Here is a 20,195-nt window from a genome sequence, read left to right as displayed (position 1 = left end):
CGGACTGACGACGGACCACGCCCGACAGCACTCCTTCAGCGGCTGCCCCTCCACCACTCAACCCCGCGCGGCCACCGGCGGGGTTCGTGCGGCGGTGTCCTTGGATCGCTCGATCAACGGCAGGGTGCGCAGTTGACGTTCCAGGTGCCACTGCAAGTGCGCCGCGACCAGTCCGCTGGCCTGCCTGCGCATCGCCTCGGGCGTCGCCTCGACCTGCTCCCACTCCCCGCGCAACAACGCGACCAGCAGGTCGAGCACCCCGGGGGCGGGCGTCGCCGCACCAGGTGGACGGCAATGCACACAGACCGCGCCCCCGGCCGCGACATGGAAGGCTCGATGCGGGCCCGGTGTCGCGCACTTGGCGCATTCGTCCAACGCGGGCGCCCAGCCCGCGAAACCCATGGCGCGCAACAGGAACGCGTCCAGGATCAGTTCGTGCGGACGCTGCTTGGCCGCGATGGCGCGCAGGGCGCTCGCGGTGAGCGCGTGCAGCCTGGGCGCGGGCGCACGCTCCTCGCCCGCCAGGCGTTCGGCGGTCTCCAGTACGGCGCACGCGGTGGTGTAGCGCCCGTAGTCATCGATGATGTCGGCGGCGAACGCCTCCATCGTGTGCACCTGGGTAACGGTGTCCAAGGTGCGCCCGGGGTGCAACTGCACGTCGATGTAGGAGAACGGCTCCAACCGGGCCCCGAACCTCGACTTGGTCCGCCGCACCCCCTTGGCGACCGCGCGAACCAGTCCGTGCTGTCGCGTGAGCAGCGTGACGATGCGATCCGCCTCACCCAGCTTGTGCTGGCGAACTACTACCGCCTCGTCCCGATACAACCGCACGGAGTGAGTCTAATGCTGTGTTTGTTTGTCCAGCGCCTGCGGCGCTGGGTGTTCGCGGCCCCTTTGTGGCTCGCGTTTGCGCGGCCGCCGCTGGCGACTTCGTCGCGGACGCGGCGGCCGCGCAAACGCGAGCCGGGCCGCGAACGGAACAGGCTCGATCTCGCTTCGCTCGAAAGACGGGGTTGTGGTGCGCTGGGCGCGTCGACATGGAAGCTCACTACCTGGCGCACGGGGTAGCAGTGGCTGGCTGTCGACCCGGGGCAACTGCCGACTGCGAACTGCGGGCCTGCTCCTTCGTCGTCTACGCGGTGGCCACGCACGCGCACCGGGCCGATGTGGGCACGCATGAGCGATTCGGCGCACGCACGGGCGTCACCGGGCCAGGAAGTGCCAGCCGAGCCACGCCCACACGAACACGGCGGTGATTCTCGTCACGCGGGTGCCGGTCAGGTATGCGATCGTCTCGCCCAACGACGCGACCAGGTCCCGGCGCAGCCGCGCGACCGCCGCCGCGACCAGTGCGGCCGCCAAGAGCAGGCCGAAGCCGAGGAGGATGACGGCTCGGTCGCTCATCGCGACACCAGCCACCATCCGGCGGCCAGCCATACCAGCCATCCGGCGAGCCGCAGCGGCCATTGTTCGAGCGCCGGGTCCAGCAGTGTGGACAGTGTCGGTTGTTCGTGACTCGGCCGGTTCAGGGCGGGCTGCCGCAGAAGTGCGTAGACCTCCCACAGCGACGCCGCGACCAGCAGCGCCGACCACACGGCCACGCCGCGCGTGAGCCGGGCGGTGCGCGGGGGCCGCTCGATTCGTACGCGGAACGCCGGCACCACCGCCGCAACTGCCGCTACCGCCACCATCGCGGTCGCCTGCCAGGTGAACGGCCGGGTCGCGGCACCGCCCACAGCCAGCAGGAGTCCCACCATCAGCGGCGCCGCACGCCACCGGAGTCGATGTGCCGAGCGCGCCGGTTGCCCTGTCACATGCGCAGGATAAGACCCGAGTGGGCCGCATCGGGGCAGGCAGCTACGAACTCCCCTCGCGTGCCGTCCGGAGCCGACAGCTCTCGATCGCCGAACACGACCCGGCGCGCTCGGACCCGTTCAGCGGTCGGCGCGCAGCAGTCCTGAGATCAGGAGCAGCACCGATTGCTGGGTTTGGGCACGCGCCAGGTCGGAGTCTTCGGCGTGCGCGACGATCAGCGCCGCCTCGCTGACCACGCTGACGACCAGCTGGGCCAGAACGGAAACGGGCGCGTCGGCGATCAATCCGGCGGCGCGGGCGCGCTCGAGTTGCGCGGTGATCAGGCCGAGGCCGTGAGCTGATTCGAATTCGCGCCAAGCCTGCCAGCCGAGCACGGCGGGGGCGTCGGTGAGGGCGATCCGCAGCATCGCCGGGCGCTGGCAGATCTCGAGAAACAGGCCGAGCCCTGCCGCCATTCCGGCCATCACATCGTCGGGATCGACTGCGGCGATGGCGTTCTCGATCTCCTCGGTGATCTCGACCTCGATCTGCTCCAGCACCGCGAGGAACAGTCCGCGCTTGTCGCCGTAGTGGTGGTGCAGCGCGCCCCGGGTGACGCCTGCCTCGGTGACCAGTTCCTCCGCGGAGGTCCCCGCGAAGCCGCGTTCGGTGAACAGGCGGCGTCCCGCCTGTTCGAGCGCGGCCTTGGTCGCTCGGGAGCGGTCTTCCTGGCTACGGCGCGGCATGCAGCCGAGTGAACTCCAGAATCGATGCGGCGAGCAACTCGGGCTGGTCCTCCGGCAAGAAGGTGTAGGAATCGTCGATCAGCTTCAACTCCGCGTTCCGCAGATCGCGAGCAAGGCGTTCGGCGAACGACACCGGGAACAGCCGATCCTCCCGCGCCCAGGCCAGCAGAACCGGGAGGTCGACCTCCGCGAAGTGGCGGGCGGCCTCGAGGGTGTACCGGCGCTGCGCCGATTTCAGGAAGCGCCGCAGATCTTTCCGGATCGCGGCGGACTTGCGGCTCGGCAGCAGATAGGAGTCGACGATCTCCGGCGGAACGGGCCGCTTGGTGACCCAGCCGAAGGCCACCGGAAGCCGGTGCAGCGCGCGGATGCGCAGCAACTCGGTCAGCGGGCGCAGCGAGCCCGGGATCCTGGCCAGCAGCGGCAGCGTGGTGAACGGCTGCGGCAGGAAGCCTTCGTAGCTGTCCACCGAGGCGAGCACCACCCGGCCGACGCGGGAGCGGTCGCGGGTCAGCAACACCTGCGTGATCGCTCCGCCGGTGTCGTTGGCGACCAAGGTGACGTCGGTGAGGTCGAGGCGTTCGAGGAACGCGGCGATCAGGTCGGCCACGCCGGTCGGAGTCAACTCCGCGTCCGGGACCGGGATCTCGTGCGAGCCGAGCGGCCAGTCCGGTGTCAGGCAGCGGTACCCGGCGGCCGCGATGGCGGGCACCACCTTGCGCCAGAGGTCGGCGTTGACGAGCAGGCCGTGCACGAAGACGACCGGGGCGCCCTCCCCTGTCTCGTGGTAGCGAATGCGGCCGCCGGGCAGGTCCACTTCGTGGGTGCGGCCGAGTGCTGTGCTGGTTGCCATGGGTCCTCCCGGTAATCGCTGGTCCCGACCACTGTTACATACATACCGTATGTATGTCTAGAGCTGCGACGGATCAGCTGAAGACCGCCTTGACCGCGCCCTTCGACGTCGACTACTCCTGCTATCAGGAGCTTTTCTCATCACACACAGCGATATGGACGACTGACCAAATTGCCGCTACCGTCTGGTGGACCACGACGAGACGGAGCTCACATGACGGTGTCCGATCCCGCTCCCGCGCCCGGTGCGCCGGAACTGGGACTGGCCGAACTGGCGGCCGCCATCGCGAGTGGCGCGATCACCTCGACGACGGCGGTCGGCGGCGTCCTCGACCGGATCGACGCCGCCCAGGGCACGCTCAACGCCTTCCGGATCGTGCGCCGCGATCGGGCGCTCGCGGAGGCCGCCGACGCCGACCGGCGACTGGCGGCGGGGGAACGCCTGCCGTTGCTGGGCGTGCCCGTCGCGGTGAAGGACGACACGGATATCGCCGGCGAGCCGACCGCGTTCGGCTGCGGTGGCGACTTCGCGCCGAAAACCGAGGACGCGGAATCGGTCCGGCGCCTGCGTGCCGCCGGCGCGGTGATCGTCGGCAAGACCAATACCTGCGAACTCGGGCAGTGGCCGTTCACCAGCGCCGCGTGGTTCGGACACACGCGCAATCCGTGGGACCGCACCAGGACGCCGGGCGGGTCCTCCGGCGGAGCTTCGGCGGCCGTCGCGGCCGGATTGGTTCCCGCCGCCCTCGGTTCCGACGGCGCGGGCTCGATCCGCATCCCGGCCGCATGGACGAACCTGGTCGGCATCAAACCGCAGCGCGGACGCATCTCCACCTGGCCGGAAGCCGAAGCGTTCTATGGGCTCACCGTGAACGGGCCGTTGGCGCGCACCGTCGCGGACGCGGCGCTGCTGCTGGACGCCGCGGCCGGGCCGCACCAGGGAGATCTGCACACCCCGGAGCCGATCACCGCGTCCGACGCCGTCGGCCGGGACCCGGGGAGGCTGCGGATCGCCCTGTCGCTGCGCATCCCCTTCACCGCGACCAGGACCGCGCTGGATCCCGAGATCGAGCGAGCGGTGCGCCGCACCGCCGACACACTGCGCGCCCTCGGACACACCGTGACCGTGGCCGACCTGCACTACGGCATCCTGATCGGCGCTTCCTTCCTCCCGCGTTCGCTCGCCGGGATCCGGCGCGTGTACACCCGCATGCCCGGCCTGGAAGTCGATCCGCGCACCACCGCCAACGCCCGGATCGGACGCATGCTCGACGGCCCGGCGCTTTATGCGGCACGGCAACTGGAGCCGCTGCTGCACAAGCGAATCGGTCACTTCTTCCGTGACCACGACGTCGTCCTCTCCCCGACCACCGCCACCCCACCGCCGCGCGCCGAGGAAATCGACGGCATCGGCGTCAACGCCACCAACAACCTCATCACCGCCGCCTGCCCCTACACCTGGCCATGGAACGTCCTCGGCTGGCCGAGCATCAACGTCCCCGCGGGCTTCACCGACTCCGGCCTTCCCATCGGCGCCCAACTGATGGGCCCGGCGAACTCCGACCCCCTCCTGATCTCCTTGGCCGCCCAACTCGAATCCGAACTGAACTGGCAGCGCCACCGACCCACACCTTGGTGGTGAGACGACACCGACCAACGCTGTCCACCAGTAATTTCGGTGCGTTCACCCCGCTTCTGAGCCGCCAACTACTCGCGTAATCGCCCGCGTCGATGCCCTGGCGGGTCCGCTGGTGTGCCGATCACCGATGCCGTATGGTCTCGGCCGACCGTGCAACGCGAGGAGATGCCGATGGCCGATCGTCACCTGGTGGACGTTCACATACTGCTCGTGCGCGACGACAAGCTACTGCTGACTCAGCGTCGGGGAGATATGTTCGCAGGCAGGTGGCACCTGCCATCGGGCAAACTGGACGCGGGCGAGCCGATCACAACTGCCGCCGTCCGAGAAGCCCAAGAGGAAATCGGTGTGCTCATCGACCCGGCCGACCTCAGATTTGTTCACGCTGTCCACGCCGCCGGTTCAGGCCCGGAACCACGGCTGGGTCTGTTCCTTCAAGCACGGCGGTGGGTCGGCGAGCCGGTGAATCGGGAACCGGAGAAGTGCGCGGCCGTGCACTGGTTCCCGATCGATCACCTGCCTGATGACTTGATCGAATACCCTGCCGTCGGGATCCGCGCGTTCCTCGACGGGCGAGCGCCGTTCAGCGAGCACGGCTGGGATATACCGCACGCAGTCGCCGACATCGGCGTCTAACCGGCGGCAGCGCGCACGTGTTGGGCGTGCGCCAAGTCGACCAGTTTGGCACGGATGTAGCTGGTGGGCGCCTCCGCGAGCTGGAGATCGACCGAGAAGTTGAACTCGTCGCGGGCCAGCATCGACTCGTCGACACCCCCGCTGGTCAAGTCCACCGGCGAATAGTTCAGAAGTTGTTCCGCCTGGTAGCGACCTGTCGCCATGAGTCGATGCCATTCCGGTGTTCCGGGGTAGGGGCGAAACTCGAACACCGATGCGCGGAATCGTCCGGGCAGCTGATCGGTAGCTTCCCATAGCCGGTGGATCAGCCGCTCGGTGGCGTCGATCTCTCGGCGGGTCTCACCGGGAAATCCGAGAATGAAATATCCCTTCACGCCGATGCCGCGTTCGGCCAGCCGGGTCACCACACCGACCGCCATTTCAGGTGTAATGCGTTTGTCGATGTACTCGAGCATGCGGGCGCTGCCGGACTCGATACCGAGCGCGACTTCACGCAGACCGTTCGACGCCAATAGATCCAGCGTCGCATCGTCAGCTCGATGCAACACGTTGATCCGGCCGGTGGCATCCCAGCGCGCCCAGTCGCCGACCTGTTCGGTCGCGAAGGCACGCATCATGGTGTCGATTACGCGGCGTGCCCCGAGAAACAGATCGTCGACGAACCGGAACGCGGTGACGCTGCGCTGTTCACGAAGCCCAACCATTTCATCGATGATGTTGCGCGGGTCGCGAGTTCGGATGGTGACATCCGGGTTGGCGCTGACCGCCGCTCCGCAAAAGGAGCAGTTGTATGGGCAGCCCCGAGCACCGACCATGTTCGCTTCCCACCGCGCATGCTCGTAGTGCGGGTCCTGACACAGATAGGTCCGGTCGACGAACGGCAAGGTATCGATGTCGGGTGCGAGATAATGCGTTGCGCCCGGCACTCCACCGGTGACCGGTACTCGCATGATCGGGTCCAGCCACATTACGCCTGGTAAGCGAGATCGGTTGCGGTGATCATCGAGCAACTCGGAGACTCGGCTCTCGGCTTCGCCGAGTACCAGTGCGGCGCACCGCGTCATGCGCGGATCGGTCAGTATTCGGCGCGGCATGGCTTTGGCGTGATGCCCGCCGAGCATGACCTTGATGTCCTGGTCGAGCCCGGCGGCGATGCGGGCGCTGATCTCGTATGTGGGGGCGAGCAGGTTGAACCCCGCCCACCGTGGCTTGGTGGCATTGATGAGGTCAACCGTCTGGTCGATGCCCAAGCCATGGGCTTCGGCGTCGAGGACACCGACGTTGAATCCCTGCTGTGCGGCGTAGGTGGCGATATAGGCCATGCCCAGCACGGGAAGCGTGAAGTCGTTGACTCTGGGACGCAGACTGTAATCACGCAGTGGGGCGTTGACGAACAGCGCATCGACTGGGTGATTCGTGGCGGCTCCGGCGATCAGGTCACGGCAGGGCCACTTTGGTGAGGTCGGCATTGTTTGTCCCCCATGCGAGAGTGAGCAAGGTCCACGCGGACAACTGATTTCCCGCCAGCTTTTGCCATTGTGCCGCGAACCCGGGCTCGTCGTCATGCCACATTCGCTCCGGCGAGAGCCGCTTCGCCCAGGTGCGGACAGCTAGATCCGCGTACGGGTACACAGAGAAGTCGTTGGTGAAGTCGGCCACCGCGGCGCCAGCGGTCCATGGTCCGATCCGCGGAACCACTTGTAGGGCGTCGATCAGTGCAAGACGCTCACCGGCAGACTCCGCCATTGCAGTCCACTCCTTGCCGTGTTCGAGGTAAGCCCGAGCAGCGGCCTGAAGCGCGGGCCGTTTGAACGCGACCCCAATATCGGAGAACGTCTGATCGGGCAGTTCGAGGATCTTCTGCGGTTCCGGGAACAGCCATGCCGTGGTGTCGCCGTGACTCACCCGCTGCCCATGGGCCCGGCTGAACAACAGATACAGCTTCCGGGCCTGCCCGGCCCGAATCACCTGCCGCACAATCGCCGTAGCCAAGGCATCCCACAAGCTCGGATTCGCCAGCCGTGTGACCACGCCGGCGGCTTTCAATCCCATCAACATGTCATCGGCACCGGCTAGCGCAGCAGGATCGAACTCATCCGATCGCAACCACGCTTCGGCCGCTCCGGCATCGGTGACGATCGCGGTGTGGTGGCCGTCGGTCACGGCGCGGTAAGCCACATCATGGCTGACCTGCACCCAGCCTGGGTGGTCGAGCATCATCCGGCCGAAGATCATGCACTGCTCCCTTCAGTGGTTCGGGTTCGGTCATCATCGTCGCTTCCTTGCTATTCAAGAAGTGGACCGCCCTGGTCGGTGCCAGGGTGGCGCCTGAATGTGAGCCATGATCAGGTCACCGATCGCGCGGGCAGTGTCGGACTGACGTCGATGTGTACAGTCGAACTCGGCAATCGGCCAGCCGATGTCAGCTAGTTCGGCAGCTACTTCATGGAATCGTTCGGATTGGGCACTGCTGCTGTCGCTGTCCCGTTCGAACCGATCGTGCGCACCGCGCACGGCGAGCCGTGCCGCCAAAGTGCGGACGTCAGCATGCAGCACTACCGCCAAATCCGGCTCAGGCACCCCCCGGTTGAGCTGCCACACCATTTCCGGGTCGACCCCATCAAGTGTTTGCAGCACAAGCGAGGACGGCAGATACCGGTCACATACCACCACCATGTCTGCCTCGAGCGCAGGAACGATCTCGCTGAGAAGTTGATGATGCCGATCGCCGGCAACCAAACAGGCAAGGGCGATCCCCCGGTAGGTATCGGCATGAGCGCGTATGAACTCGCCGAGCGCGGTGGGACTAGGCTGGGCTGTGGCATGCACCCGAACGGCTCGGCTGCGCAGATAGTCGACGAGTGTATGAGCGATACTGGACTTGCCGACTCCTCCCGGCCCATCGAGCGTAACCAGCATGCCTGTGCTGGACGTGGTGTTCGCACTATCGGGTCGTCTCAGGTGACTCATTGTTCCCTCTCCGATCATCACACGAGCGGCTCTCGCCGAGCCCTGCCGCTCGACGATCCTGGTTCGGCCCCTCCAGATAAGGCGTTCAGTTGGCAATCGGGGCAATCCGGCGGGGTCTCCGGGTATCACGGTCACAGCACCCTGGTGGTGGTAGGCGCGCCATTCCTGCACGAAGCGCTCCGCTGCGGATGCGCAGGCGGCGAAGTCCAATCGCAGATCATGGAATTGGATCGACAGCTGGACATCGTCCTCTTCGGGCCTTGGCGACAGTTGGGGTTCCATGCGTCACCACCTGCGCTGCGGTTGGCATGCTCGGATCGATTCGATGACGGTCATGCCGGAGGGGCGGAAGGCGTCGGGGGGTGGTGCGACCCAGACACGGAATCCCGCCTGGCGGGCGCCTGGTGACGGCAACGCGATTTGTGCGCCGCAGCGTGACACCGAGGCGTTGAGCCGGAACAACTCGGCGAACAGCCTGATCTCGTCAGGCACGTCCGGGACGATCAGGAACGTCCATCGTTTCGAACGCGGATGTGAAACGATCGGGCCGAGTCGCAGGCCGAGCCCGTGCATACGGCGCTTCACCGCAGCGCCGAGCTGATGCGGCATGGTGATCGCGCCGACGCTGCCCGCAGCCACGACGATGCTTCCGATCTCGGGTTGGACCCTGGCGGGTAGTCCGCAGGTCTCACGGTAGAAGCGGCATCGCGTCACTGGCGTGTCCGCTCGCACCGGCGGCAGCACCTGAGTGTCCTCCAACCTCATCCCTGTGTCTCCCCTGCTCGTGATCTGATGAGCACCCGGCGCCGAGGAGCATGCGCCACCGATCGACCGCTCACAGCCGGTCAGTGTGCCGCTGGGCGAAACGGCATCTACCCGGCGCCGGATGCAAGACCAGGATCCGGTGTCGAAGCGACGTAATACAGGTACGCGGCAGGCATTTCGGTCCTACTCTTCCGGTATTCGACACGTCGATGCGAGGGGGCAAGCGATTGATCGACAAATGGACCGGCGCCGATGTTCTGGCGCTTCGCACGGCGATGCGACTGACGCAGGAGGAGTTCGCGGCGGTCTGCGGGCGTGCGGTGCGCACGGTCGGAAAGTGGGAACAGCAGGGCAAGGAAGCCGCGCTGAGTCCTCGGTCGTCGGATGCCATGGACACGGTGCTGGACGGTCTCAGCCCCGAGCAGGCATACCGCTTCTACAACGAAGGTGCATCACCGACGCGTGCGATCGCCACCTCGTCACCGTCGATCCGCCTACACTTGTCTCCGGATGCCGAACTGAGGACGTGGGTCGAGATGAACCGACGTGAATTGCTTCGCCTGTTCGGCGGCGTCTCCGGCGGACTACCCGCTGTCGCTGCTATTTTGGCGGGCCTGAATCCAGACGAACAACGACGCGTCGGTGAAGTGCTCGTGCAGCCTGGCCGAGTCGATGACGCCACCATCGGCCATATCGAAACCGCGATGAAGATCGCATTGGCACAGGAGGACCTTTACGGTCCCTACGCCGTACTTCCGATGGTCTCCGCTCAGCTGGCCATCGCCTCCGCTCTGCTGCGGGAAGCACCGGACCACTTGCGGCTCCGATTGCTCACTGTGCACAGCCAACTCGCGGAGATACTGGGATGGATGCGGTTCGATATGCGCCAATTCGATTCCGCGAACTCATGTTATGAGCAGGCCCGCGAATCGGCACATGCGGCAGGCGACGATGCGCTCGTGACTCTGGTCCTGTGCAACATGAGCTACCTCGCCATCTGGCGTGGCTACCCGCGCACAGCAATCGACCACGCGGTGGCTGCCAAGAACTGGGCACGATCGGCGGATGATGGCCTGCTTCGCTCTTATGCCGATGTCATCGCGGCGTTTGCCTACGCCGGTACCGGCAGCCGGGACGCATGTGTCGCAGCGCTCGATGCCGCCGACGCCACCTTGACCAATACGCCGCCAGCTGACAATTCCATCGCGTACTTCCATGGGCCAGGGCTGTCGCTGTCGTTTCGAAGCGACTGTATGTATCGGCTCGGTCGTGCGGCCGAGGCACAGCAAGCAGCCGAATCGTCGCTCGCTCTCATCGGCGACAACTTCACGCGCAATCGGGCGGTGGCCTACGTCGATCTGGCACACGCCCACATCGCGGCGCGTGAGATCGACGAAGCGGCACGGGTGGTCGGTGAGGCAGCGGGGCTGGCGGTGTCGTGCCGTTCCGACCGTCTCCTCGGCATGATCTCCGATACGCGATCAGACCTTGCCCCATGGTCGGACGCGCTGTGCGTGCGCGAGCTGGACCAAGTGCTGGCGGACTATGGACTCCTCAACTCCCGGACGTAGATGTCGAACTCAGGGGACACGAATGCTGGTGTGTCTTGCCGCCCTACCAGGTGCCAGCCACCGATCGCCCGATAGAACGCATGTGCGTCTTCCGCCTGCGGCTGGACCGCCAGCGTCGCCCGTTGCTCGGGTCGGCTATCCAGCAGGGTGTCCAGCAATCGGCGGCCGAGGCCGTGTCGACGTGCCGACGCCTGAACCGCCAGATCGATCACAGCGAAGGTCCTACCAGGCCATTCCTGTGTGATTTCCGGCGGTACCTGCTGCTGGAACCCTTCCCACCACCCGGTGTCGGTGGTCAGAGTGGTTCCGTACACGAATCCGACCAGGGCGTCACGGGATGTCGCGAGAGCCACGCCGAAGCCCTGCCTGGTGATCATGTCGCTGAGCATCTGTCGATGGCACTGCGACTCGGTGTCCGGCCAAACATACGGTGCCGCCGAGAATGCTTCGTCGTACAGCTCGCAGATCGCATCGAAATGCTGCCGTGCGTCATCGGCGCTTCCGAGCCGGACCGCATTAGCGTCATTCATCTACCCGACCATAGATTCGGGATGCCAACATGAGTCGAAAACTTCGGTCGAGCATGCGAATCGGGCTATCTCCAACTCACTGAGTTCGAGATAGCCCGATTCGGTCTCACCCGATGCACACCGGAGCGACGCTCAACTTGTGCAACTGACAAGTATTCAGCCTGTCGGCTGGGCCGGGTCGGCCTGCCCGCCGCAGAACACCTCGTCGACGAGCCTCTGCGTCGCCTTCTGGAACGCTACGGCCAGGGACAGCGCGGCGTCGTCCGCGTAGTTCAGCGTGGCGGTCATGGTCTTCTCGCCGTCGGGCGTGCTGTACATCAGCGCCGCGTGGCCCGCCGCGCCGCCGTTGTGGGTGACGAGGGTGCCGCCCAGGCCGGTGTCCTGTACGAACACCCCCAGGCCGTAGCCCATGTTCGGGATGGGCGTCGGGTGCGGCGTGCGCATCTCGGCCAGCAGCGGGGCAGGCAGCAGCTTGCCGGTCACCAGCGCGGAGATGAACGTGTGCAGGTCCTGGGTGGTCGAGATCATGTCACCGCCGCTGGAGATCCAGGAGGGGTTGTGGCTGGTGACATCGACGATCTTCTCGTGTCCGGCCTCCTGGTACCGGTAGTAGGCGTGGGCGTGCGGCTCGGGGAGCTCGGTCTGGGTGGTCGGCGCCACGGTGCCCGACAGCCCGAGCGGCCCCAGGATCGACCGCTGCATCTCCTGGGCGACCGGGCGGCCGGTGACCTTCTCGATCAGCAGCCTGGCGAGAACGTAGTTGGTGTTGGAGTAGCTCCAGTCCGTACCCGGCTCGAACCGCGCGGGCTTGGACAACGCCAGCCGCACCAACTCCTCCGGTTGGTAGGTCTCGAACCGGTTGTCCACCCACTCCTTGCCCGCGGTGGTGGCGGGGATTCCCGGCACGACGGTCCCGTCTTCGTAGTACTCGCCGGTGAAGTTGAACACGCCGCTGGTGTGCTGCAACAGCATCCGCACCGTGATCCGCGGGTCGAGTCCGAACTCGGGCAGGTGGTCGGCCGCCGGGTCGTCCAGTCCGAGCTTGCCCTCGGCCACCAGTCGCAGGACCAGGGTCGCGATGAAGGTCTTGGTGTTGCTCCCGATCCGGACGTGCCCGTCGGCCGGCGGCTTCGCGGTCTCGCCCAACTTGCTCACCCCGGCGCTGCCGACCCACTCACCTCGCTGATCGTGCACGCGCAGCGTGATTCCGATGAAACCGGAAGCGACGATGTCTTCGAGTGCCTTCTGGAGTTCCGGGCGATCCGGCCCGGCAACAGCCACCGGCACCGCCCCGCTGTCCGCGGCGGCGTCGAGGGCCGCGGTGATCTTGCGGGCCATCGCGGCCGTGGTCGGTTCACCTCGGCGGGACCGGGCGGCCGCTTCTACAGCGATGAGGACGGTGCTGCGGAAGTTCTCGGCCTCCGCCGGATCCTGCCGCGCGAGCAGTTTCATGGCCGCGGTCAGGGCGGGCAGTACCTGGTCGGCGAGTTCGGCGACGGTCTTGCCCGGCAACTCGATGTCCTTGGACTTCGCGGCGAGCACGTGCCCGACCAGGCCGGTCGCCGACGTCAGGGCGATGGAGCCGCTCGTGGCGGCCGTGTGCGGCGTGCCGGTGGCGGCCAGCAACGACAGGGCGCCGTACGCGGCGGTCCGCAGGGTCCGCTTGTCCTGGTCGGAGAGGGTGATGGTGGTGGAGGTTTCGATTGCTGTGCTGTTCACATGGCTACTGTCGCCGGCCCCGCTGATACCGAGCTGACGCCGATCTGACACGACCGCTGACACCTGATCGCAGCCGGCGAGGTGAACGACCGTCGGCAGCGAACTCGAACGCGGAGATCGATCGAGCAGGCCGCCGACGACCGAACCGGTCAGAAACCGAGCTTGCCCAGCTGTTTCGGGTCGCGCTGCCAGTCCTTGGCCACCTTCACGTGCAGGTTCAGGTAGATCCGGGTGCCGAGGATGTGCTCGATCTGCTTGCGGGCGTTGGTGCCGACCTCTTTCAGCCGGGAACCGCCCTTGCCGATGACGATCGCCTTCTGGCTGGGCCGCTCGACGTAGAGCAGGGCGTGCACGTCGAGCATGTCCTCGCGGTCCTCGTACGGGAGGACTTCCTCGATGACGACGGCCAGCGAGTGCGGCAACTCGTCGCGCACGCCCTCGAGGGCGGCCTCGCGGATGAGCTCGGCCATCAGCGTTTCCTCGGGCTCGTCGGTGAGCTCGCCGTCGGGGTAGAAGGCCGGGCCCTCCGGCATCTTCGACGCGATCACGTCGACGAGCACCTCGACCTGCTCGCCCTCGACCGCCGACACCGGCACCACGTCGGCCTCGGGGCCGAGCAGTTGGGAGACGGCGAGCAATTGTTCGGCGATCTGTTCCCGGCTCACCTTGTCGATCTTGGTGACCACGCCGAGCAGCGTCGTCTTCGGCGCCATCTGCCTGACCTGCTGCACGATCCAACGGTCGCCCGGCCCGATCTTCTCGTCGGCCGGGATGCACAGCGCGATCACGTCGACTTCCGAATACGTATCGCGCACAAGGTCGTTGAGGCGCTGGCCGAGCAGGGTGCGCGGGCGGTGCAAGCCGGGAGTGTCGACCAGGATCAACTGGGCGTGCTCGCGGTGCACGATGCCGCGAATCGTGTGCCTGGTGGTCTGCGGGCGCGAGGAGGTGATCGCGATCTTCGCGCCGACCAGCGCGTTGGTCAAGGTCGATTTGCCGGTGTTCGGACGACCGACGAAACAGACGAAGCCGGAACGGAATTCGTCCTTCTGCCGCGCGTCAGCCACCGTGGACCTCGCCGGATTCGGCACTCACCGCGTCGGCCGCGTCCGCGGAGTCGTCGACGATCTCGAACACCGCGCCGTCGCGATCGGTGAAGATGATCCGCGCCTCCGCCGAAACCTCCCGCACCGCGGTCACACCGAAGTCGGACAACCGGCCGCCGACCACGACGGCCGCCTCGAATCCCTCCGCGCCGCTGGACAATGCCGCGGCCACGGCGGCTTGCAGGGCCGTCAACCGCAGCGCGGTCAGCGTGACCTCGCCCGCGGCGTAGGTGCGGCCGTCGGTGTCGCGGATGGCGGCTCCACTCGCCCCGCCGGTGCGGCCGAGTGCGCCACGGGCCAGCACGACCAGCTTGTCGTCCTCGGCGTCCAGTTCGGTCATTCGCTGTCTCCGTCCTCGTCGCGATCGGCCGCGATCTCCCGCTCCGATCCGTTCGCCTTGCGCTTGCCATTGGGATTGTCCCCGTTGGTCTTGCCCGCGGGGACCTTCTCGCGCGCTTTGCGTACCACCACGGTGTTCACCCGCATCCGGCCCCGCGCATCCGGGCCGCCCTCGCCGCGCAACACCAACCCGTGCGCCTCGATCTTCGAACCGGGCAGCGGCACCCGGCCCAGTTCGTGCGCGAGCAGGCCGCCGACGGTGTCGACGTCCTCCTCCTCGATCTCCAACCCGAACAGCTCGCCGAGATCCTCCACCGACAGCCGGGCCGACACGCGATAGCGGCCGTCGCCGAGATCTTCGACGGGCGGAGTCTCGTCGACGTCGTACTCGTCGGCGATCTCTCCGACGATCTCCTCCAGCACGTCCTCGATGGTCACCAGACCCGCGATGCCGCCGTACTCGTCCACCAGCAACGCCATGTGGTTGCGCCTGCGCTGCATCTCGTCGAGCAGGCTGTCGAGCGGTTTGGAGTCCGGCATGAAGACCGCGGGGCGCATCACCTCGCGCACCCGCACCTTGCGGCTGCGCTCGGCGAACGGCACGAGGTCTTTCAAATACACCACGCCGCGAATGTCGTCGACGTTCTCGCCGATCACCGGGATTCGGGAATGTCCGGAACGCACCGCCAGCGACATCGCCTGTGCGGCGGTCTTGTCCGCTTCGATCCAGACCATCTCCGTGCGCGGCACCATAACCGCGCGCGCCGCCGTGTCGCCGAGTTCGAAGACCGACTGGATCATGCGTCGTTCGTCGTCGGCGACCACCCCGCGCTCACCGGCCATCTCGACCACCTCGCGCAACTCGATCTCGGAAGCGAAGGGCCCGTTGCGGAAACCCTTACCGGGGGTGATCGCGTTACCGATGAGAATCAGCAGCCTGCTGATCGGACCGAGCAGCGCGCCGATGAACTGCAGGGGCAAGGCCGCGGCCAGCGCGATGGAGTACGCGTGCTGCCTGCCCAGTGTGCGCGGGCCGACACCGATCACCACGTAGGACACCAGCACCATCACCAGCGCGGTGATCAGCAGCGCCCAGTTCCTGCCCCAGAGCGTCATCAGTCCCGCCGCCAGCAGCACCGTCGCGCCGATCTCGCACAGGATGCGCAGCAGCACCATGAGATTCACGTAGCGGGCCCGGTCGTCGACGACCCTGCTCAGCCGCACGGCGCCGGACCGGTCGGCCCGCACCAGGTCCTCGACCCGGGCGGGCGAGATCGTGTTCAGGGCGGAATCGACCCCGGCGAAGACCCCACCCACGAAGATGAGCAGGACCGCGAGCAGGACGAGGGTCAGGGAATTCACGCGGGACCCAGGGACTCACCCGGTGTGGTGAAGCCCGCCTTACCCAGCAACCGCGCGTCGCGTTCGGCCAGTTCGGCGCGCCGCTGCGCCTCCCGCAGGCTCTCGTACCACTCCTCGAGCAGCCGGGCCTGCAGCGCGAACATCTCCTTCTCCTCCTCCGGCTCGGCGTGATCGTAGCCGAGCAGGTGCAGAACACCGTGCACGGTGAGCAGGGCGAGTTCGTGATCGAGGGAGTGCCCCGCCTTGCGCGCCTGTCCGGCGGCGAACTCCGGGCACAGCACGATGTCGCCGAGCATGGACGGGCCGGGTTCGGGGCTGTCGGGCCGCCCGCCCGGTTCGAGTTCGTCCATCGGGAAGGACATGACGTCGGTGGGGCCGGGCAGGTCCATCCAGCGCATGTGCAGGTCGGCCATGGTGTCGAGATCCACGAGCACCATGGACAGCTCCGCGGCGGGGTGCACGTCCATTCGGGCGATCACGAACCGTGCGACGCTGACCAGCTCTTCTTCGGGTACGTCGATACCCGACTCGTTGGCGATCTCGATGCTCACCCGAACAGCCTACGATCCCGCCGATCGTGTCGGCGGAGCGGAGCCCCGCCGGGCGGGACGAGTTATCGCCGGTCGGACCGGCTCGCCGCGCGGCGCTGCGCGCGGTTGCCGCCGTAATGTGGGGCGACCTGCGGACGCGACTGGGCCTCGAAGCGGTCGTAGGCGTCGACGATGTCCGAGACCAGGCGGTGGCGGACCACGTCACTGCTGGTCAGCTCCGCGAAGTGGATGTCTTCGATCTCGGTGAGGATCTCGCTGGCGGCACGCAGACCGGAACGCGCGCCGGTCGGCAGATCGACCTGCGTCACGTCACCGGTCACCACGATCTTGGAGCCGAAGCCGAGGCGGGTGAGGAACATCTTCATCTGCTCGGCGGTGGTGTTCTGCGCCTCGTCGAGGATGATGAACGAGTCGTTCAGGGTCCTACCGCGCATGTACGCCAGCGGCGCGACCTCGATGACGCCGGCCGCCATCAGCTTGGGAATGGCCTCCGGGTCCATCATGTCGTGCAGTGCGTCGTAGAGCGGGCGCAGGTACGGATCGATCTTCTCGTTCAGCGTGCCGGGCAGGAAGCCGAGCCGCTCCCCCGCCTCGACGGCCGGGCGGGTGAGGATGATCCGGTTGACCTGCTTGGTCTGCAGCGCCTGGACCGCCTTGGCCATCGCCAGATAGGTCTTGCCGGTACCCGCGGGGCCGATGCCGAACACGATGGTGTTGGCGTCGATCGCGTCGACGTAGCGCTTCTGGTTCAGCGTCTTGGGCCGGATGGTCTTGCCCCGCCGGGACAGGATGTCCAGGCTGAGCACCTCGGCGGGAGACTCGCTGGAGCCCTCGGTGAGCATCGAGACGGTGTGCCGCACCGCCTCGGGCGTCACCACGCGGTTGCGGCCGGTCAGCGCGACCAACTGCTCGATGACCCGCTCGGCGAGCGCGACATCGGCCGCCTTGCCGGTGAGGGTGACGGAATTGCCGCGGACGTGAATGTCCGCGTCGAGCAGCGTTTCCAGTTCGCGAAGATTCTGGTCGGCCGAACCGAGGAAGGGGAACACGGATTCGGGAGCGAGTTCGATGCTCGAGCGCACGGTGCGCGCTGCGGGACCCGAACCGTTGTCGCCGGCGCCGATGCCCGCCGCTGGGGTGGCCGGGTCGCCGATCTCGCCTTGTGTTCTCAAAAGTGGCTATAGCCTGCTTTCCGGTCTCGACTGGTGCTGTATGGAGAAAGTTTAACCCGCCCCACCGACACCGCCCAGTGAATAAGCCGCGAGCAAAACCGACCCTTCACGGAATTCCCCCACGTCGCCGCGCCCAATCCTCGGTGAAATCACGAAAACGTCGCACCGCGTCCGATGGCGTGGTCGCGGCGGACCAGACCAGCCCGACCGCGCGAGCGGCGCCCGCGTCCGCCAGCGGCACCGTCACCGGGCCGGACAGCGGTCCCGTGGACACCGGATCCTCGCGGGGCAGGATCGCCACCCCCAACCCCGCCGAGACCAGCCCGGCCACGGTGACGAGATCACTCGATTCGAACGCGATCCGCGGCCGGATGTCCGCGGCGGCGCACAATTCGTCGAAGATGCGCCGCATTCCGAATCCGTGGTGCATGGTGACGAACTCCGCGTCGGCCACCTCCGCGAGGCGAACCTGCCGCCGCCCGGCCAGTCGGTGTTCCGGCGGCATCGCGAGGACCAGCGGCTGGCGCAGCACGGCGTGCCAGCCGACGCCCGCGACGGCGGGACGGGGCGAGACGATGCCCAGATCAGCTTCCCCCGCGAGCACCCGCTCGGTCACCGCCGCCGCCGCGCCCTGCCACAGCGTGATCGTGATCCGGCCGGAGACGCGCCGGAAGCCGCTGATCAACTGCGGCACCAGCGAGCCGCCGAAAGAGTGCTGGAACGACAGCCGCACCACGCCCCCGGCCGGGTTGACCCGATCGGCGAGGGCCTGTTCGGCCGCGTCCAGCTCGGATCGCGCGCGGCGGGCGTGCTCGTAGTAGATGCGGCCGCACTCGTTGAGGACGATCCGCTTTCCGTGCCGATCGAACAGTTCGACGCCCACCCTGCGCTCCAGACGGGCCAGCATGCGCGACAACGTCGGTTGCGCGAGGTGTAGTCGCTCCGCTGCGGCGCCGACCCGCTCCAGTTCGGCGAGTGTCGTGAACCACTCCAGATCCTCGCCCAGCACCGCTCTACCTCTCTATATGCGCCTGCGGAATGAACACAGTTTCCATTATTCATTTCCTTCCGGAAAACGGCCTGACGATGCTGGACGAAAGGAGGAGCCATGACCACGACACGGACCGAAGCGGTAAGAGACGTCGCCCACGAACGCAGGATCACCGTCGCGCTGTTCGCGGCCGGTCTGACCACCTTCGCCTCCATGTACAGCGCCCAAGCGCTGCTGCCGAGCCTCTCGGCCGCGTTCGGCGCGACGCCCGCGCGGGCGGCACTGGCGGTGTCGCTCACGACGGGGTTCCTCGCGCTGGCGATCATCCCGGTGAGCGCGCTCTCCTCGCGGATCGGCCGGACCAAGGTGATGATCGGTTCCGCCGTCGCCGCGGCGGTGATCGGACTGCTGCTGCCGCTGAGCCCCTCGTTGGATCTGCTGCTGGCCGGACGCGCGGTGCAGGGCATCGCACTGGCCGGTGTGCCCGCGGTGGCCATGGCCTATCTGGCGGAGGAGATCGGCGGGGACGGGCTGGGCGCCGCGATGGGCATCTACGTGGCGGGCACCACGATCGGCGGGCTGGCCGGGCGGTTGATCCCGGCGTTCGCCCTGGATCTGGCGTCCTGGCGGTGGGCGCAGGCGGCGGCCTCGATCGCCGCGGCGGCCTGCACGGTGTGGTTCGTCCGGTGGCTGCCGCACTCGCGGGGCTTCGTCGCGCGGCCCGCCGGAATCCGGACGGTGCTGGGCGACCTCGGCAGCCAGTTGCGCCACCGCGGCCTGCTCGCGCTGTTCGGGCTGGCGTTCGTGCTGATGGGCGGGTTCGTCTCGATGTACAACTACCTCGGCTACCGGCTGACCAGCGCGCCGTTCGGGCTGCCGGAGGCGGTGGCGGGGCTGGTGTTCGTGCTCTATCTGGCCGGAACCGCGGCCTCGGCGGCGTCCGGCCGGTTGACCGATCGGGTGGGCCGGTCCTGGGTGCTCGCGATGTCGCTGATCGTCATGGCGATCGGTCTCGTGGTGACGATTCCCGACCACATCGGCACCGTGATACTCGGCGTATTGCTCTTCACCGCGGGTTTCTTCGGGGCGCACACCGCGGCGAGCGCGTGGGTGGGGGCGATGGCCGAAGGCAATCGGGGCGCGGCGTCGTCGCTGTATCTGTTCGCCTACTATCTCGGCAGCGCGCTCGTCGGCGGAACGGCGGGCATCGCCTACGCCCGCTCCGGGTGGCTCGGACTGGTCGGCGGCATCGGACTGCTGATGGTCATCGCGGCACTACTGCTGGGGGTATCGCACCGGGCGTATCGCGCGGTCTCGGTGCGCACCGCCGCCGGTGACTTCCGGAAAGCGGCGCCTGTCGAGGTCTGATACGTCCTTCGATCGGACGCACATTCCCGGCCGCGCCGTGGCCGCCGCGCTGGAGGCGGGCGCCGTCGACGCGAGACCTTCACC

21 protein-coding genes are annotated in these 20,195 nt (G+C 67.3%); 4 read left to right on the top strand and 17 right to left on the bottom strand.

Features of this window, described 5'->3' with window-relative positions:
- Positions 1–57: 57 nt before the first annotated feature.
- The 5 genes from recO to ON21_RS07755 form a co-directional block, all read right to left on the bottom strand.
- Positions 58–831 carry a DNA repair protein RecO gene (gene recO, locus ON21_RS07775; protein ID WP_039796796.1) on the bottom strand — a complete coding sequence of 258 codons (774 nt, stop codon included), beginning with the start codon at positions 829–831 and terminating at the stop codon, positions 58–60.
- A gap of 372 nt (positions 832–1,203) precedes the next feature.
- The gene (locus ON21_RS07770; protein ID WP_039796795.1) at positions 1,204–1,404 is read right to left on the bottom strand and encodes a DUF6186 family protein; all 201 of its coding nucleotides are present in this window, start codon (positions 1,402–1,404) and stop codon (positions 1,204–1,206) included.
- A complete protein-coding gene (locus tag ON21_RS07765) occupies positions 1,401–1,814 on the bottom strand; it encodes a hypothetical protein (RefSeq protein ID WP_157170752.1) in 414 nt (137 codons plus the stop codon). The genes ON21_RS07770 and ON21_RS07765 overlap by 4 nt, the downstream gene beginning before the upstream one ends.
- 120 nt (positions 1,815–1,934) lie before the next feature.
- Entirely contained in the window at positions 1,935–2,540 is a 606-nt protein-coding gene (locus ON21_RS07760) for a TetR/AcrR family transcriptional regulator (RefSeq protein ID WP_039796793.1), read from the bottom strand.
- Positions 2,527–3,393 carry an alpha/beta fold hydrolase gene (locus ON21_RS07755; RefSeq protein WP_039796792.1) on the bottom strand — a complete coding sequence of 289 codons (867 nt, stop codon included), beginning with the start codon at positions 3,391–3,393 and terminating at the stop codon, positions 2,527–2,529. The genes ON21_RS07760 and ON21_RS07755 overlap by 14 nt, the downstream gene beginning before the upstream one ends.
- A 213-nt stretch (positions 3,394–3,606) precedes the next feature.
- Between ON21_RS07755 and ON21_RS07750 the strand changes: the two genes are divergently transcribed.
- Positions 3,607–5,034, top strand: a complete 1,428-nt coding sequence (locus tag ON21_RS07750) for an amidase (RefSeq protein ID WP_039796791.1) — start codon at positions 3,607–3,609, stop codon at positions 5,032–5,034.
- 168 nt (positions 5,035–5,202) lie between these two features.
- The gene (locus tag ON21_RS07745) at positions 5,203–5,667 is read left to right on the top strand and encodes an NUDIX hydrolase (RefSeq protein WP_039796820.1); all 465 of its coding nucleotides are present in this window, start codon (positions 5,203–5,205) and stop codon (positions 5,665–5,667) included.
- Here the strand turns inward: ON21_RS07745 and ON21_RS07740 are convergent.
- Genes ON21_RS07740 through ON21_RS07725 form a run of 4 tightly spaced genes read right to left on the bottom strand, consistent with a single transcriptional unit; the run spans position 5,664 to position 9,402 of the window.
- Entirely contained in the window at positions 5,664–7,136 is a 1,473-nt protein-coding gene (locus tag ON21_RS07740; protein ID WP_039796790.1) for a B12-binding domain-containing radical SAM protein, read from the bottom strand. The two genes, ON21_RS07745 and ON21_RS07740, sit on opposite strands and share 4 nt — an antisense overlap.
- On the bottom strand, positions 7,105–7,902 hold the full coding sequence (locus ON21_RS39920; protein ID WP_245562502.1) for a DNA glycosylase family protein: 798 nt from the start codon (positions 7,900–7,902) through the stop codon (positions 7,105–7,107). The genes ON21_RS07740 and ON21_RS39920 overlap by 32 nt, the downstream gene beginning before the upstream one ends.
- Positions 7,903–7,956: 54 nt before the next feature.
- Positions 7,957–8,919 (bottom strand): dTMP kinase, encoded by a 963-nt coding sequence (gene tmk, locus ON21_RS35655; protein WP_051020449.1) that lies wholly within the window; start codon positions 8,917–8,919, stop codon positions 7,957–7,959.
- A 3-nt stretch (positions 8,920–8,922) separates the two neighbouring features.
- The gene (locus ON21_RS07725; protein ID WP_051020448.1) at positions 8,923–9,402 is read right to left on the bottom strand and encodes a hypothetical protein; all 480 of its coding nucleotides are present in this window, start codon (positions 9,400–9,402) and stop codon (positions 8,923–8,925) included.
- Positions 9,403–9,629: 227 nt separating this feature from the next.
- Between ON21_RS07725 and ON21_RS07720 the strand changes: the two genes are divergently transcribed.
- On the top strand, positions 9,630–10,973 hold the full coding sequence (locus tag ON21_RS07720) for a helix-turn-helix domain-containing protein (RefSeq protein ID WP_039796789.1): 1,344 nt from the start codon (positions 9,630–9,632) through the stop codon (positions 10,971–10,973).
- On the opposite strand, the gene ON21_RS07715 is transcribed toward ON21_RS07720, so the two are convergent.
- The 8 genes from ON21_RS07715 to ON21_RS07680 all read right to left on the bottom strand — a co-directional run bounded on the left by ON21_RS07715 (position 10,946) and on the right by ON21_RS07680 (position 18,761).
- Positions 10,946–11,503: a GNAT family N-acetyltransferase gene (locus ON21_RS07715; RefSeq protein WP_051020447.1), complete on the bottom strand. Its 558-nt coding sequence runs from the start codon at positions 11,501–11,503 to the stop codon at positions 10,946–10,948. The two genes, ON21_RS07720 and ON21_RS07715, sit on opposite strands and share 28 nt — an antisense overlap.
- Before the next feature lie 156 nt (positions 11,504–11,659).
- The gene (locus tag ON21_RS39585; protein ID WP_245562501.1) at positions 11,660–13,222 is read right to left on the bottom strand and encodes a serine hydrolase domain-containing protein; all 1,563 of its coding nucleotides are present in this window, start codon (positions 13,220–13,222) and stop codon (positions 11,660–11,662) included.
- Between the two features lie 149 nt (positions 13,223–13,371).
- On the bottom strand, positions 13,372–14,289 hold the full coding sequence (gene era / locus ON21_RS07705) for a GTPase Era (RefSeq protein WP_039796788.1): 918 nt from the start codon (positions 14,287–14,289) through the stop codon (positions 13,372–13,374).
- Complete coding sequence (locus ON21_RS07700; RefSeq protein WP_039796787.1) at positions 14,282–14,668, bottom strand: cytidine deaminase-like protein; 387 nt, start codon at positions 14,666–14,668, stop codon at positions 14,282–14,284. The genes era and ON21_RS07700 overlap by 8 nt, the downstream gene beginning before the upstream one ends.
- The gene (locus tag ON21_RS07695) at positions 14,665–16,029 is read right to left on the bottom strand and encodes a hemolysin family protein (protein ID WP_039796785.1); all 1,365 of its coding nucleotides are present in this window, start codon (positions 16,027–16,029) and stop codon (positions 14,665–14,667) included. The genes ON21_RS07700 and ON21_RS07695 overlap by 4 nt, the downstream gene beginning before the upstream one ends.
- A complete protein-coding gene (ybeY, locus tag ON21_RS07690; protein WP_039796783.1) occupies positions 16,026–16,580 on the bottom strand; it encodes an rRNA maturation RNase YbeY in 555 nt (184 codons plus the stop codon). The genes ON21_RS07695 and ybeY overlap by 4 nt, the downstream gene beginning before the upstream one ends.
- 62 nt (positions 16,581–16,642) lie before the next feature.
- Entirely contained in the window at positions 16,643–17,704 is a 1,062-nt protein-coding gene (locus tag ON21_RS07685) for a PhoH family protein (RefSeq protein WP_039796813.1), read from the bottom strand.
- 154 nt (positions 17,705–17,858) lie between these two features.
- On the bottom strand, positions 17,859–18,761 hold the full coding sequence (locus ON21_RS07680; protein WP_039796781.1) for a LysR family transcriptional regulator: 903 nt from the start codon (positions 18,759–18,761) through the stop codon (positions 17,859–17,861).
- Between the two features lie 99 nt (positions 18,762–18,860).
- Between ON21_RS07680 and ON21_RS07675 the strand changes: the two genes are divergently transcribed.
- Positions 18,861–20,111 carry an MFS transporter gene (locus ON21_RS07675; protein WP_083880459.1) on the top strand — a complete coding sequence of 417 codons (1,251 nt, stop codon included), beginning with the start codon at positions 18,861–18,863 and terminating at the stop codon, positions 20,109–20,111.
- Positions 20,112–20,195 lie beyond the last annotated feature (84 nt).

The organism is Nocardia araoensis NBRC 100135 (assembly GCF_000308435.1).
GTDB lineage: Bacteria > Actinomycetota > Actinomycetes > Mycobacteriales > Mycobacteriaceae > Nocardia > Nocardia araoensis.
Note: the sequence above shows the minus strand (reverse complement) of the source record. Positions and strands in the feature narration are given on the sequence as shown.